The sequence below is a fragment of the Pseudoalteromonas translucida KMM 520 genome (genome assembly GCF_001465295.1).
GTDB lineage: Bacteria > Pseudomonadota > Gammaproteobacteria > Enterobacterales > Alteromonadaceae > Pseudoalteromonas > Pseudoalteromonas translucida.
Genome location: NZ_CP011034.1, coordinates 380448 through 394473, shown reverse-complemented (window position 1 = coordinate 394473; position 14026 = coordinate 380448). Strand labels below are relative to the sequence as shown.

At 42.0% G+C, this 14026-nt stretch carries 13 protein-coding genes; 6 read left to right on the top strand and 7 right to left on the bottom strand.

Annotated elements, in window-relative coordinates; all coding sequences use genetic code 11:
• The first annotated feature begins 1 nt into the window (after nt 1).
• The gene (locus PTRA_RS01830; protein WP_058372462.1) at nt 2–934 is read left to right on the top strand and encodes an alpha/beta fold hydrolase; all 933 of its coding nucleotides are present in this window, start codon (nt 2–4) and stop codon (nt 932–934) included.
• Nucleotides 935–1139: 205 nt separating this feature from the next.
• Here PTRA_RS01830 and PTRA_RS01825 read toward each other — a convergent pair whose 3' ends face one another.
• Nucleotides 1140–2057 (bottom strand): cation diffusion facilitator family transporter, encoded by a 918-nt coding sequence (locus PTRA_RS01825; protein ID WP_255319070.1) that lies wholly within the window; start codon nt 2055–2057, stop codon nt 1140–1142.
• 110 nt (nt 2058–2167) lie between these two features.
• Here PTRA_RS01825 and trmL point away from each other — a divergent pair, with 110 nt between their 5' ends.
• Entirely contained in the window at nt 2168–2632 is a 465-nt protein-coding gene (trmL, locus tag PTRA_RS01820) for a tRNA (uridine(34)/cytosine(34)/5-carboxymethylaminomethyluridine(34)-2'-O)-methyltransferase TrmL (protein WP_011327082.1), read from the top strand.
• 218 nt (nt 2633–2850) lie between these two features.
• Here trmL and gpsA read toward each other — a convergent pair whose 3' ends face one another.
• The 4 genes from gpsA to PTRA_RS01800 are packed head-to-tail and all read right to left on the bottom strand — an operon-like array spanning nt 2851 to nt 5123.
• The gene (gpsA, locus tag PTRA_RS01815; RefSeq protein ID WP_058372461.1) at nt 2851–3858 is read right to left on the bottom strand and encodes an NAD(P)H-dependent glycerol-3-phosphate dehydrogenase; all 1008 of its coding nucleotides are present in this window, start codon (nt 3856–3858) and stop codon (nt 2851–2853) included.
• 3 nt (nt 3859–3861) lie between these two features.
• On the bottom strand, nt 3862–4350 hold the full coding sequence (secB, locus tag PTRA_RS01810) for a protein-export chaperone SecB (protein ID WP_011327080.1): 489 nt from the start codon (nt 4348–4350) through the stop codon (nt 3862–3864).
• Nucleotides 4351–4390: 40 nt separating this feature from the next.
• Nucleotides 4391–4660 (bottom strand): glutaredoxin 3, encoded by a 270-nt coding sequence (grxC, locus tag PTRA_RS01805; RefSeq protein WP_058372460.1) that lies wholly within the window; start codon nt 4658–4660, stop codon nt 4391–4393.
• Nucleotides 4661–4691: 31 nt separating this feature from the next.
• Entirely contained in the window at nt 4692–5123 is a 432-nt protein-coding gene (locus PTRA_RS01800; protein ID WP_058372459.1) for a rhodanese-like domain-containing protein, read from the bottom strand.
• Nucleotides 5124–5752: 629 nt separating this feature from the next.
• Here PTRA_RS01800 and gpmM point away from each other — a divergent pair.
• From gpmM to PTRA_RS01780, 4 genes are all read left to right on the top strand, one after another.
• On the top strand, nt 5753–7297 hold the full coding sequence (gpmM, locus tag PTRA_RS01795; RefSeq protein WP_058372458.1) for a 2,3-bisphosphoglycerate-independent phosphoglycerate mutase: 1545 nt from the start codon (nt 5753–5755) through the stop codon (nt 7295–7297).
• 3 nt (nt 7298–7300) lie between these two features.
• Nucleotides 7301–8443 (top strand): murein hydrolase activator EnvC family protein, encoded by a 1143-nt coding sequence (locus PTRA_RS01790; protein ID WP_058372457.1) that lies wholly within the window; start codon nt 7301–7303, stop codon nt 8441–8443.
• 68 nt (nt 8444–8511) lie between these two features.
• Nucleotides 8512–9777 carry a S41 family peptidase gene (locus PTRA_RS01785; RefSeq protein WP_058372456.1) on the top strand — a complete coding sequence of 422 codons (1266 nt, stop codon included), beginning with the start codon at nt 8512–8514 and terminating at the stop codon, nt 9775–9777.
• Nucleotides 9778–9849: 72 nt separating this feature from the next.
• Complete coding sequence (locus PTRA_RS01780) at nt 9850–10590, top strand: divergent polysaccharide deacetylase family protein (protein WP_058372455.1); 741 nt, start codon at nt 9850–9852, stop codon at nt 10588–10590.
• A gap of 215 nt (nt 10591–10805) precedes the next feature.
• Here PTRA_RS01780 and PTRA_RS01775 read toward each other — a convergent pair whose 3' ends face one another.
• Nucleotides 10806–11567, bottom strand: a complete 762-nt coding sequence (locus PTRA_RS01775) for a class I SAM-dependent methyltransferase (protein WP_058372454.1) — start codon at nt 11565–11567, stop codon at nt 10806–10808.
• Nucleotides 11568–11771: 204 nt separating this feature from the next.
• A complete protein-coding gene (prlC, locus tag PTRA_RS01770) occupies nt 11772–13823 on the bottom strand; it encodes an oligopeptidase A (protein WP_058374490.1) in 2052 nt (683 codons plus the stop codon).
• Nucleotides 13824–14026: the final 203 nt, after the last annotated feature.

Sequence of the window (14026 nt, the reverse complement as noted above, 5' to 3'; positions counted from 1 at the left end):
AATGTTTTACAGTAGTGAAAACGAGCTTGTTAATAATCAACCCAGTATTAATGATTTTTATAACAACACCCTAGTTAAAGCCTATTTAAATACCCCTGCTGGGCAGTTATTTTATGCCTATGCAAAACCTGAACAGGCGCATACCGCTATTGTAATTAGCTCAGGGCGTATAGAAGGGCTTGATAAATACAAAGAGCTATTGTGGGAGCTGTACACTAATAATTTTGCCGTGTTTATTGTTGATCATCAAGGGCAAGGTCGCTCTTATCGACACTTAGCTAATACGCATAAAGGCTATGTAAAATGCTTTACTGATTATCGCCACGATCTGCATTTATTTAATCAACAAATTGTTGATAATCACTGGCAAGGCAAAAAAATACTGCTTGGCCACTCAATGGGCGGTGCAATTGCTTTTGACTATTTAGCCCACTTTGAAAATAGTTTTAGTGGGTTATTTTTATCGGCACCCATGTTTGACATTCACACTAAAAACACCCCAAAACCGTTGGCAAAATTGATTGCCAACGCAGCTGTGCTTTTCGGTTTTTCACAAAGTTATGCCCTTGGGCAAAACGATTACAGCCCAGATGAGTTTGCCTTAAATACATTAACTAGCAGCCAAGTGCGTTATAAATTTTTTAGGCAAACCTATCAAGATCCACTGTTGCAGCTTGGTGGCGTAACCTATGGCTGGCTACAAGCCGCATTTACCTTTATTGCATCGGTTGATAAGTTAAGTATTAATATTCCACTGTTTATAGCCAGCGCAGAGCGCGACGAAGTAGTAGATAACGCCGCGCAAGATAAACTGGCAAACCGACATAACCAAGCCGTAATAAAAAGCTTTGCCGGCGCTAAACACGAACTATTATTTGAACGTGATGAAATACGCCAGCCACTGCTAACAAGTTTGTACCAGTTTTGCGAATAGGTGTGGAAGAGCAGGTTTGAGGTGTTAGGTTGTAGGTTTTAGGTAGAGAAAAACTAAGCTCGGTGTTTGGGTTAACCATAGGCGGGGCTTTATGCCGCGCTGGTTACGTTTTTAAAACCCTGCGCGAGGTAAACTTCACATCTAGGGCAAAAGTATCAGGTTAAATCCAGTGTTTGCTGGTTTTAACCTGAAATTCCAGTTTTACTTACGGTTCAGTTACCGCTGCCCCCTCAGTGTCACTCAGTTCCACAGAAGACAAAGGATCTAGATGAATTAGAATATCAACTTCTGACTCAAATTCTTTAGTGATCATTGCCTCTACTTCATCGGCTACGTTGTGCGCGCGAATTAAGCTTAGGTGATCATCTAGCTCTAAATGCAGTTGAATAAACTTAACTTTTCCACCTTGTCGGGTACGAACGCCGTGTACACCGCGTACGTCAGTATGGCTTTTCGATACATCTAAAATGCGTTGTTTTTCTTCATCTGGCAGTTCTTTGTCCATTAAGTGATCTGCGCTATCTCGGGCTATATCCCAGCTGTTATAAAGTAGATAACCGGCAACGCCAACTGCAAAAATAGGGTCGGCGTACAACACACCATAATACGAGAGTAAAATAGCCAGTAGCACCGCAGCATTTAAAATCAAATCGCCTTTGTAATGTACTGAGTCGGCCTTTATTGCAATAGATTCGGTATGTTTAACTACTTTATTTTGTACAAATACAATCACTAATGTACAGGCAATGGCAAAAATACTTACCCATACACCTAACAATGAATGAGTGAGCTCTAAAGGATTAAACAAGCGCTCTATACTATGAAACGCTAATAAACAGCCAGAACCTGCAATAAATGCGGCCTGCCCTAGCCCAGCGAGCGCTTCGGCTTTGCCGTGACCAAAACGGTGGTCGTCATCGGCGGGGCGCAGCGCATAACCTAATACTAAAAAACTCATAGCTGTGGCGGTAATATCCATGAGTGAATCGGTTAATGAGCCCAGCATTGACGCTGAACCCGAGGCAAGCCATGCCCAGGTTTTAGCTGCAATCATTAAGCTCACCATGACCATAGTGACTAAACTAGAGGTTTTTACCCAAAATTCGTAACTGCGATTATGCACGTATTTATCCGTTAATAAGTGTATTGAATAAAGTGAGTATATCAGTTTTTTACACGCTTTCTGTGTATACTGCAAATCGTTAAATTACTGACTATTTTATAAGGCTCGTTATGCTGGATATTGTTTTATACCAACCTGAAATCCCACCGAATACCGGTAATATTATTCGCTTATGTGCAAATACGGGCTATTCGCTACATTTAATTGAGCCACTTGGCTTTGCATGGGATGACAAACGAATAAAACGTGCCGGCCTTGATTATCATGAATTTAGCCATGTACAACGCCATGCTTCGTTTGAAGCTTACCTAGAAGCATGCAAGCCTAAAAAAATATACGCTTGCACCACTAAAGGCAGCCAATTTCATCATCAGGCACAATACGAGGCTGGCGACTGTTTAGTATTTGGCCCTGAAACGCGCGGCCTTCCGGATGAGCTAATTCAATCGCTTCCAAACGAGCAACGGGTGCGCATTCCAATGCAAGCCAATAGCCGCAGTATGAACTTATCTAACGCGGTTTCGGTGTTTGTGTATGAATCGTGGCGCCAGCTTGGGTTTCCGGGCGCAAAGTAAGAAGTAAAGAGTTTTAGGCGCAAGGTTTTAGGTAAATGATATAAACCAAGCGCCTAACTTGTAGGTGGAAGTTTACCTCGCGCAGGGTTTAAAGCTTAACCTGCGCGACATTAAGCCCGTCTGCGGTTTAACCCACACACCGAGCTTGGCTAATTTCTACCTAAAACCTGATACCTAAAATCTGACACCTAAAATTTAGCTTTATGAAAGCTGCCCTTTTATTCTGAGCGCTGCTCTCGGCCTAATAAGGCCATAGCCGCTTCTTTCATGTCTTTATTTTCGTACAGCACTTTATAAATTTGCTCGGTGATTGGCATTTCTACACCGCTGCGCTGCGCTAATAAATACACTTCTTTGGTGTTTCTAAAGCCTTCGACCACTTGGCCTATAGACTCTATTGCAGCCTCTACGCTTTCGCCTTTACCTAACGCTAAACCAAAACGACGATTACGTGACTGGTTATCTGTGCAGGTTAAAATTAAATCGCCAAGGCCTGCCATCCCCATAAAGGTTTCGGGTTTTGCGCCCAAAGCACAACCTAAGCGTGTTAGCTCAGCAAGGCCGCGAGTAATTAGTGCCGTGCGTGCATTAGCGCCAAAACCTACGCCATCGGAAATGCCTGCACCAATAGCAATAACGTTTTTAACCGCACCACCTAGCTGTATGCCAATAAAATCATCATTGTTGTACACTCTAAATGAGCGACCGCAATGCAGTAAATCAGCTAACTGCTTGGCAAATTCTGTAGAGGTGGATGAAACCGAAATAGCAGTAGGCGATCCCATGGCCATTTCTTTAGCAAATGTTGGCCCCGAAAGCACCGCTAATGGAATTGCATCACCAAGCTCTTGCACTGCAACTTCTTGTAATAAGCGCCCGGTATTTGGCTCTAGCCCTTTCGTTGCCCACGCAACTTTTGCGCCTTGCTGTAAAGCTGGTTTAATTTGCTTTAAGGTGTCGCCAAATGCATGGCTAGGCACAACCACTAACACTATTTCATTACTTGCAGCAGCACGTTGCAAGTCGGCTTCAAGAGTTAAAGTGTCGGGAAAAGGAATATCAGGTAAGTAACGTTGATTTTTTCGCTCAGCTGCAAGCGTGGCAACGTCGTCGCTATTGCGACCCCAAAGTGTCACTTGGTGACCATTTCGGGCTAAGCAAATAGCAAGGGCGGTGCCATAAGACCCCGCCCCTAATACAGTAACAGCTGAAGTTGCTGTACTCATAATTTATGCGTCTACTGATGCCTGCTCAGCTTGCGCTGTGCGTTGTTGCATGTATTGTGCAAATAATGCGTCAAAGTTAACTGGCGCAAGGTTAAGCTGTGGAAAAGTACCACGGTTAACAAGGTTAGAAACTGCTTCACGCGCATATGGAAACAATACGTTAGGGCAAAATGCACCAAGCATATGAGCAAGTTGTGTTTCTTCAACGTCAGCAATAGTAAAAATACCTGCTTGTTGAATTTCACATAAAAAGGCCGTTTCTTCGCCAATAGATGCAGTCACTGTTAGTGCTAAAACCACTTCAAATACACCTTCGTCTAACTTATTAGAGCGAGTGTCTAGGTCTAACTTAACTTCTGGTGTCCATTCTTTTTGAAAAATAGCTGGAGAGTTTGGCGTTTCAAACGACACGTCTTTTGTGTAAATACGTTGAATAGTAAATTGTGCGCCAGTTTCTTGTTGTGCTGCTGCGTTTTGCGTTTCTTCGTTCATTGTAATCCTTAACCTGTTCGTTATTATAATTAGTTAAAATTTAAGCGTTTTGTGTGGCATTTAGCTTTTTATCAAGTTGACCTTGTGCTTCTATTGCCATCATGTCGTCGCAGCCACCTATATGCTCATCATTAATAAAGATTTGCGGTACCGTGCTTGCGCCGCCTGCTTTGGCGATCATTTCATCACGCAGTTCAGGCTGTACACCAATATCAAAGTTTGTGTATTGCACGCCTTTACTGTCTAAAAGTGCACGAGCACGTTGACAAAAAGGGCAATACGCTTTGGTGTATAAAACAACATTACTCATAATATATCCTCTATCGGACTGCTAATATTTATTAGCGACCGGTTGTAGTTGGTAAGCTCGCAGATTGCCACGCGCCCATACCACCAGATAACACACTTACCTGCTCAAAACCCGCTTTATGCATAGCGGTTGCAGTTCCTGAAGCGGTCATACCTGTAGTACATACCAATATAATGGGTTTGCTCTTATACTTTTCAAGGCTTGAAAAGTCAGATTTTTTCGCATTTTCAGGGCTTAAATGCTGAGCACCGGCAATATGCCCGGTGTTAAACTCTTTTTGCGCACGCATATCAATAACTTGACCGTCTTCACGGTTGATAAGCAGCGTTAACTGCTGAGGGTTTATTTGGCGCACTGCTGAGAGTTTACTTTTGATCCAACCACTAACAATAAGAAACACAATACCCACCCAAGCTGCACTTAAAATTGGGTGATTGGTGATAAATTCAATATATTGATCCATTCGACATCCACTATAAAATTACATCCTAAAACGTGATGTTTTAGCTATTTTTTTCGTTCAATACCAATTGCATTAACTCTATAAGCAAGTATAACAAGAGGTAAGCTACCCACAAACAACATAAAATTTAAACAGGAGTACTCACTTCTGTAAAAATTTTAAACACAATATATACCTAATTTACCTTACTCGCATACACAGCGCTTTAATAAAGTTGGTATTATACCAATTGCATTAAATTAATGGGCTATTATAGCGTCAATAAAATGGGTCAATAACAAGTAAAAAATGATGATATATAGTTGTTCTATATAAGTTATTTTTAACGCAGTTAGTGAGCTATTTAATCAGCTAGAATGTACATGTTTTTAATAAAATTGGTATTAGCTGCGCAAGTATACCCAAATCAGCTAAAAATGCGAGTTAAGGCAAAGTATAATACGCTTTTACGAGGTGCTTTTAGTAAGAACAAAGTAACAGCTTGTTGTTAATTTTTAGCAAGATATTAAAAAGTTTTAATATCTTATTTTGATTGCTGATCCTAGCTGTGAAACACGGTATGCTTAGCATCAGCATGTTAGCGGTAATGTTAGCGTGTTTTATCGCAACGTTAACCTTGAGGAGTGACTATGTCAGAGCATAAAAAACCACTGGTATTAATGATTTTAGATGGCTGGGGATACCGCGAAGATGAGCAAAGTAATGCGATTCTAGCTGCAAATACCCCTGTATTAGATGAATTATGGGCCACCCGCCCGCGCACATTAATTTCAGCTTCGGGTTTTGATGTAGGCCTTCCTGATGGTCAAATGGGCAACTCTGAAGTTGGCCACGTTAATTTAGGCGCTGGGCGCGTTGTTTATCAAGACTTTACTCGTATAACAAAAGCGATAAACGATGGCGAGTTTGACTCTACCCCTGCACTAGTCGATAACATAGATAAAGCCGTAAATGCAGATAAAGCCGTGCACATTATGGGGCTATTAAGCCCAGGCGGCGTACACAGCCACGAAGATCATATTGTGGCAAGTATTGAACTTGCTGCAAAACGCGGTGCAAAAGAGGTGTACTTTCATGGCTTTTTAGATGGCCGCGACACACCTCCACGCAGTGCAAAAGCTTCTATTGAACGCATTGAAGCGGTATTTGCAAAGCTACAATGTGGCCGCTTAGCATCGCTAATTGGCCGTTATTACGCAATGGACAGAGACAACCGCTGGAACCGCGTAGAAAAAGCCTATAACTTACTTACGTTAGCACAAGGCGACTTTAGCTTCCCTACTGGCGTAAGCGCACTTGAAGCCGCTTATGAGCGCGACGAAAACGATGAATTTGTAGCCGCAAGCACCATTACTCCTACAGGCGCAGAGCCGGTACAAATTAACGATGGCGACACGGTTATATTTGCTAACTTTAGAGCCGATCGCGCCCGTGAAATTACACGTGCATTTGTTGAGCCTAACTTTGACGGTTTTGCCAAACAAAAGTCGCCTGCCCTTAGCGCATTTGTAATGATGACCGAATACGCTGCAGATATAGACGCTCCAGTTGCATTTGGCCCTACGCCACTGGTAAACGTACTTGGCGAATGGTTTGAAAAACACGGTAAAACTCAACTACGTATTTCTGAAACTGAAAAATATGCTCACGTTACGTTTTTCTTTAGTGGTGGCCGCGAAGACGAATTTAACGGTGAAACCCGCGAACTTATTCCTTCACCTCAAGTTGCAACCTACGATTTGCAGCCCGAAATGAACTCAGAAATGCTTACCGACAAACTCGTTGCGGCAATTAAAAGTGGTAAATACGACGCTATTATTTGTAACTACCCTAACGGCGATATGGTGGGTCACTCTGGTGTATTTTCAGCGGCAGTTAAAGCCTGCGAAGCAGTTGATCACTGTATTGGTCGCGTAGTAGCAGCACTTAACGAATATGGCGGTGAAGCGCTTATTACTGCCGACCATGGTAATGCTGAGCAAATGGCCAACCTTAAAACAGGCCAAGCCCATACTGCACATACTAGCGAGCCAGTGCCATTTATTTACGTGGGCCGCGATGCAACACCTTCTGAGGGTAAAGCACTTAGCGATGTAGCGCCTACTATGCTGCACTTAATGGGCATGGAGCAGCCAACTGAAATGACAGGCAAACCTATCATGACGTTGAAATAATTTATGCATACATGTATTAATAGCGTTACTAAGCTAATTTTAATACTGACTTTTTTAGCGACTGCAACTGCAGTCGCTAATGAAGATCGTACCAAAAAAGATCTCAGCGAAGTACAAACGGCACTAAAGCAAAGCCAATCGGAATACAACGCGCAACGCAAAAAAATTGCCAAACTACAAAAAAATCTACAACAGCACGAACTCGACATAGCTAAAAACGCCAAAGCCTTAAATATGGCTGAGCAGTCGGTTAAAAAAACCGAACAACAGCAACAACTGCAACAACAAAAAGCCGATCAGCTTGAACAACAACATGCACAGTTTCAACACGCATTAGCTGCGCAACTTAAAAGTGCTTATATGGCCGGTGGCGACGATGACTATGCAAAAATGCTGCTCAACCAAGAAGACACAGCTAAGTTTGAGCGCACTCTAAGCTATTATAATTATTTAAATAAAGCCCGTATTGAACAACTCGAAGAGCTAAAAGCGCTGCAGTTACAAATAGCGCAAAACCAGGCTGAACTGGCTAAAACAAAGCAAAAACTAGTAAACCTGCATGATGAACAAAAAAGACGCCAAACCGCATTAGTTAGTGCTCAAAGCGAACGCCAAGCCAATTTAAAAAATTTACAGACACAGCTAAACAGCACCAAAAGTTCAATTAACTATTTAAAAGAAAACCAGCAAACGCTGATCACAACTATTGAAGAGCTAGAGAAAGAAAAAAATAAAAAAGTTGAATTACTCGGCCTCAATAACAGCAAAGGCAAGCTTAACTGGCCAAGCCGAGGTAAGTTAGAACACACTTTTGGACAACGAAAACACGGTGGTATTGACTGGAAAGGCGTATTAATTGGCGCAAAAGAAGGCAGCAATATTAACAGTGTTCATAACGGCCAAGTGGTATTTGCCGATTGGTTAAAGGGCTACGGATGGGTAATTGTAGTTGACCATGGTGAGGGCTTTATGAGTCTTTATGGCCATGCACAAACCTTATTGAAAGATGTTGGCGACATGGTAAGAGAAGGCGAAACTGTAGCGCTAGTTGGCCAAAGCGGCGGGCAGGCAAGTTCTGGTCTATACTTTGAAATGCGCCATAAAGGGCGTGCAGTAAATCCTGAAAAATGGTGCAAACGCATTTAGCAAATACCAATCTTATTAAAAACATGCCATTGGTATAAATTAACCGCTGCGCCGTATTGGAGCAGCCGATGGACAAAAAAAGCACCCTAGCAAAATGGTTTAAAAATACAGGCTTTACGCTTAGCTTGAGCCTGTATTTACTTGTTCTATTTATTGTTATTAGCTTTTCAGCAAATGTGTTTTCTAGTTCGATTAAAGAATTAAAAAAACAACAAATAACAGAAATCCTATTTAACATTCATACCTACTACGTTGAAGATCTTGCACTACTAAACACCACACATACTAACTATAACAACCAGCAATTTGCGCATTTATATGCCCAGCTCGATCCCTATTCTAAATACCTTGATGAACACGAATTAAATGCTTTATTTGATAACACTAATGGCCGCTATACCGGTTTAGGTATTGAGGTTAAAAAAATAAATAATAACGTGACCATTGTAAATGTAGTGAATAACTCACCTGCTAAAAGTGCTGGGATTATGGCCGGTGACATTATTATTAACGTTAATAATCAAACAACACAACACAGCTCCGTAGAGCATGTTGCTCAGCTAATAACAGCCAGCAAACTTAGTAATATTAGCTTAACCATTAAACGTGATAACCAACCGCAACCACTTAATTTTAATGTGAGCCGCCGTAAAATAAAACTCGAAAGCGTTACTAGTCAAGGTTTAGATTTTGGCCGCGGTTATTTAGCTATCAATAGTTTTTCTAACCACACTTTACATGAAGTTGCTTTGCAAATAGCGGCCATGCAAAATCACTTTGGGCACCCACTTAAAGGCCTTGTTATTGATTTACGTGACAATCCCGGCGGCACACTTACAAGCGCTGTTGCGGTGTCGGATCTGTTTTTACAAAGCGGCACGATTGTTACTACTAAAGGGCGCTATAACGAGGCAAATAAAGATTTTTATGCCAAACACGGAGACATTTTAAAAGGCGCTCCTATTGTAGTGCTTATTAACGAAAACTCGGCATCAGCAGCCGAAATATTAGCTGCTGCATTAAAAGATAATAACCGCGCCAAGGTTGTTGGCAGCCAATCTTTTGGTAAAGGCTCAGTGCAATCGCTTATTCCACTTGGTGATGGCAGCACTGCATTAAAGCTCACTACAGCTAAGTACTTCACTCCTTTGGGGAAATCAATCGAGGGTGTTGGTATTACGCCCGACGTGGCGATTAATCAAACAACCCTTTCACAAAGTGATAAAGCCGTTATAATCAAAAACCAGCAAGCTAAAGGTAAACAAACTCAACTAGCCAGCAAGGTAGCTGATTTACAATTAGTAAAAGCTAAACAGTTACTTAACCTGCAATAACTTTAGCCTTACTGAGGTTAAGTTAATAAGCTCTAAAAATAATAAAAACTATAAATATAAAAAGCGATAAAGATGAAAGTAATAATAGGGCTGATATTGATGCTTGGTTTTGTGTCACTCAATGCTAAAGCCAAGCAAATAGCGATAGTAATAGACGACATAGGTTATCACCAGAGGGATTTAGAACTGTTAACTTTGCCCGGCCAAGTGTCGTATTCAATTTTGCCTCACACGCCTTATGCACAAGCTTTTGCCACTTTAGCCAGTAAAACAGATAAAGAGTTATTACTGCATATTCCCATGCAAGCACTTAACGGTAAGGAGCTTGGCCCAGGCGCACTTACGTTAAATATGAATAAAGAGCAGATACAGCAAATACTTGGCACTGCTTTGGCCAGTTTACCGCAAGTTAAAGGGGTTAATAATCACATGGGTTCGGCGCTCACCCAGCAAAGCCAAGCTATGCGGTGGATAATGGAAGTGCTTAAAAAGCGACATTTGTACTTTTTAGATAGCCGCACCACTGAATTAAGCCAGGCACAAAATGCCGCTAACTTTTTAGGTGTTGAAAATATTGGCCGTCATATTTTTTTAGATAACATAACCACGCCAGAACAGTTGCAACTGCGCCTAGATGAGCTAAAACAACACGCTACTGAGCATAAGTTTGCCATTGCAATTGCCCACCCCTACCCTGAAACAATCGCATTTTTACGCCACGCTTTACCACAGCTCAGCAAACAAGGTTTTGAATTAGTACCCGTATCTAAGCTGGTAGAGCGTAAATATATACAACTAGCAGAGAAGCGCTAAAGAGTAAATTGCAGCGGTTAGTAAAAGCCTGCTCTTTAATAAGCACGGCATTAAGCCCCGCCTACGCACAACCTAAACACTGACCGTGGCTAATTTCGACCTAGTCCTAATGTAGCTAACCCCAGGATATATTCACATTATGTCACAGTATGGTTGTATTATGTCACTCTATGGTTGCATCGACAGCTACGATAATACGCTGCTAACGCTGAGCCTTAAGCTTTTACCATCGCAGCTTTTACGTATACATCAAAGCGGTTTTTTTTCGTTTTTATTTGCATGCTGGGAGTTTTTTCGTTTAAAAAAGGGGCATAGTCGGGGCGCTTTACTACCACGCGTTTACTTGCAAGCGGATAAGCAAATTCGAGTAAATCGTCGGCGTCGGTGTCGGCGCCTACTAAGTCTTGAAATACGCGCATTTCTTTTTTAACTAAGGCTGATTTTTCGCGGTGCGGAAACATAGGATCTAAGTAAACTACGTCTGGCATACTTTCGCATTGAGCAAGTAAGGTATGACTTGAGCCAAATATGAGGCTCATGTTTTGCTGCATCCACGGGCCAATTTCAATATCGTTGTAAGCGCGCTGCAGACCATCGTATAAAAGTGCTGCAACTACGGGGTGGCGTTCGTGCAATATAACTTTACAACCAAGCGACGCTAGCACAAAACCATCACGCCCCAGCCCTGCAGTGGCGTCGAGAACTACCGGAGTCGCCCCTTTATTTAAGCCTACTGCTTTGGCAATTGCTTGGCCTTTACCGCCGCCAAACTTTCGTCTGTGCGCTGCAGCGCCCGTAACAAAGTCAACGCTTATTGCGCCCAGTTTAGGCTCATCGGTTTTATATAAGCTCAAGCCTGTATCATCGTAATGCAGGCTAAAACCACTGCTTTGCTCTGCCCAATGGGCTAAGCCAAAACGTGTTTCTAACTCATTTAAATAAGGACGGCACTCTTTAAAGGCACACTTAATAACCACTCTACACTCCGACGATAAAATACTTTTTCAGTATATCAAGCGCCTTAGTTTAAAGCATTAAAATAGCAATGAAAGGAAAACAATAGTCTTAAAGTCGAGAGTAATTAAAGTTCAGATGCTGTAAAAAAGCGCTCAGTTTTGCAATGAAAACTGAGCGCTATGTGTTTGTGAGTAGCTAAAAGTATATAGAGTTAACTCTATACTTTAGGCAGCAATACCGCTGTGGCGAAGTAATGCGTCAACATTTGGCTCGCGACCACGGAAGTTTTTAAATAATTCCATTGGCTCTTCGCTGCCGCCTTTTTCTAGGATGTGCTGCATAAATGCTCGCCCCGTTTCTGGGTTAAAAATGCCCTCTTCTTCAAATTTAGAATAAGCATCGGCAGAGAGTACTTCTGCCCATTTATACGAGTAATAGCCTGCGCTATAACCACCGGCAAAAATATGGCTAAAGCCATGCTGAAAACGGTTAAATTCTGGCGCTTTAATCACCGAGGTGCGGCTACGCACGTCGTTAAGCACAGCTTGAATATTACATGGCTCACCAGCTACGTAGTCGTTATGTATTTTAAAGTCGAATAACGAAAACTCTAACTGACGCAGCATTTGCATGCCTGAGTTATAGTTTTTAGCTGCTAATAACTTATCTAGTAGCTCTTTAGGTAGTGGCTCGCCGGTTTCGTAATGCCCTGAAATAAAGCTAAGTGCTTGCTCTTCGTAGCACCAGTTTTCTAAAAACTGACTTGGTAGCTCTACCGCATCCCATGCAACGCCGTTAATGCCCGCAACAGGAGCTGCATCTACCTGAGTTAGCATATGATGAATACCATGGCCAAACTCATGGAATAAAGTGGTTACTTCGTTATGAGTAAACAAGGCCGGTTTATCACCTATTGCCTTGTTAAAGTTACAAACTAAATACGCCACTGGGGTTTGCAATTCGCCGCTAGCGCGTACTTTACGCCCCATGCAGTCGTCCATCCATGCGCCACCACGTTTATGATCGCGAGCATATAAGTCGAGATAAAAACGGCCACGTAATGTATTGCTGCTGTCGTATATTTCAAAAAAGCGTACATCTTTGTGGTAGCTGTCAAAATCACTGACTTCTTTTACGCTAATGCCAAATAAACGGTTAACCGTTTCAAACAAACCACTTAATACTTTATTAGCTGGAAAATACGGGCGCAGTACTTCGTCTGAAATGGCGTATTTGTCTTGCTTGAGCTTTTCGCCGTAATAACCAAAATCCCACGCTGCTAGTTCGGTAATACCGTGCTTTTTCTCTGCGTAAGCTTGTAGCTCCGCAAGTTCTTGCTCTGCTTGTGGTTTTGATTTAGCAGCTAGGTCTTCTAAAAATGAGAATACTTGTGCAGGTGTCTCAGCCATTTTAGTGGCAAGTGACTTTTCAGCGTAGCTATTAAAGCCAAGCAACTGTGCTAGTTCATGACGTAGCGCTAGCTCTTCGCTCATAATTGCTGAGTTATCAAATTCACCCGCATTAGGGCCCTGATCAGACGCACGTGTAGAAAACGCTGTATATGTTTCTTCGCGTAATTCGCGATTATCGGCGTAGGTCATAATAGGTAAGTACGATGGAAAATCGAGCGTAAATACCCAGCCGTCTAATTCTTTACTTTTTGCGGTATCGGCAGCTAAAGCCAGCGCCGACTCTGGTAAACCAGCCAGTTCACTTTCATCGGTAATGTGTTTATGCCAAGCCAATGTGGCATCCATAACATTGTTACCAAACTTAGAGGCCAGCTCTGATAAACGCGCGCTAATTTCGCCGTAACGCTTTTGCTGCGCAGGCTCTAGTGCAATGCCCGATAATTTAAAATCGCGAAGTGCATTCGTAATCGACTTTTGCTGAGCGGTAGTGAGGGTTTTAAATTCATCACTGTTATATAACGCGTTGTAAGCTGCAAATAAGCCTTGATGCTGTCCTACAAAAGTTGAGTACTCAGAAATAAGTGGTAAACATTGCTCGTATTGTTCACGTAGTTCGTCGTTATTCATTACTGAGTTTAAATGTGATACCGGCGAAAACATCCGTGATAATTTATCATCGGCTTCCTCTAGTGGCAGTACTAAATCGTTCCAAGTGTATGATTTTTTAGCAAGCACATCTTCAATGGCTTGGCGGCACTGCTCAATCCCGTGCTTTAGTGCTGGCACTACGTGCACTGGCTTTATTTTTGAAAATGGCGGTAAGCCTTCAAGCCCAATTAATGGGTTAGTGTTTGCATTGGTCATATTTATCTCAAATTTGTGCATTATAAGAATTAAAGTTGGGGCAAAGTGGCTAAATACAAGAGCATTTAAGCTTATGATGATCGCAATGAGATCTTTTTCGTTTATACAAGGTGTATGATAATTTTACCTATGCTGATTAAGTAATTTGCCTTGAGCGTATGCTATCATCGGCACAATACAGTTAAATAAACTTTGAGGATTAA

Excerpts from the sequence above, each read along its gene's own strand:
- secB (WP_011327080.1), bottom strand. The coding sequence starts at position 4,350 with ATGAACGAAGAAACGCAAAACGCAGCAGCACAACAAGAAACTGGCGCA.
- PTRA_RS01790 (WP_058372457.1), top strand. The coding sequence starts at position 7,301 with ATGCATACATGTATTAATAGCGTTACTAAGCTAATTTTAATACTGACT.
- PTRA_RS01785 (WP_058372456.1), top strand. The coding sequence starts at position 8,512 with ATGGACAAAAAAAGCACCCTAGCAAAATGGTTTAAAAATACAGGCTTT.
- PTRA_RS01800 (WP_058372459.1), bottom strand. The coding sequence starts at position 5,123 with ATGGATCAATATATTGAATTTATCACCAATCACCCAATTTTAAGTGCA.
- trmL (WP_011327082.1), top strand. The coding sequence starts at position 2,168 with ATGCTGGATATTGTTTTATACCAACCTGAAATCCCACCGAATACCGGT.
- PTRA_RS01830 (WP_058372462.1), top strand. The coding sequence starts at position 2 with ATGTTTTACAGTAGTGAAAACGAGCTTGTTAATAATCAACCCAGTATT.
- grxC (WP_058372460.1), bottom strand. The coding sequence starts at position 4,660 with ATGAGTAATGTTGTTTTATACACCAAAGCGTATTGCCCTTTTTGTCAA.
- prlC (WP_058374490.1), bottom strand. The coding sequence starts at position 13,823 with ATGACCAATGCAAACACTAACCCATTAATTGGGCTTGAAGGCTTACCG.
- gpsA (WP_058372461.1), bottom strand. The coding sequence starts at position 3,858 with ATGAGTACAGCAACTTCAGCTGTTACTGTATTAGGGGCGGGGTCTTAT.
- PTRA_RS01780 (WP_058372455.1), top strand. The coding sequence starts at position 9,850 with ATGAAAGTAATAATAGGGCTGATATTGATGCTTGGTTTTGTGTCACTC.
- gpmM (WP_058372458.1), top strand. The coding sequence starts at position 5,753 with ATGTCAGAGCATAAAAAACCACTGGTATTAATGATTTTAGATGGCTGG.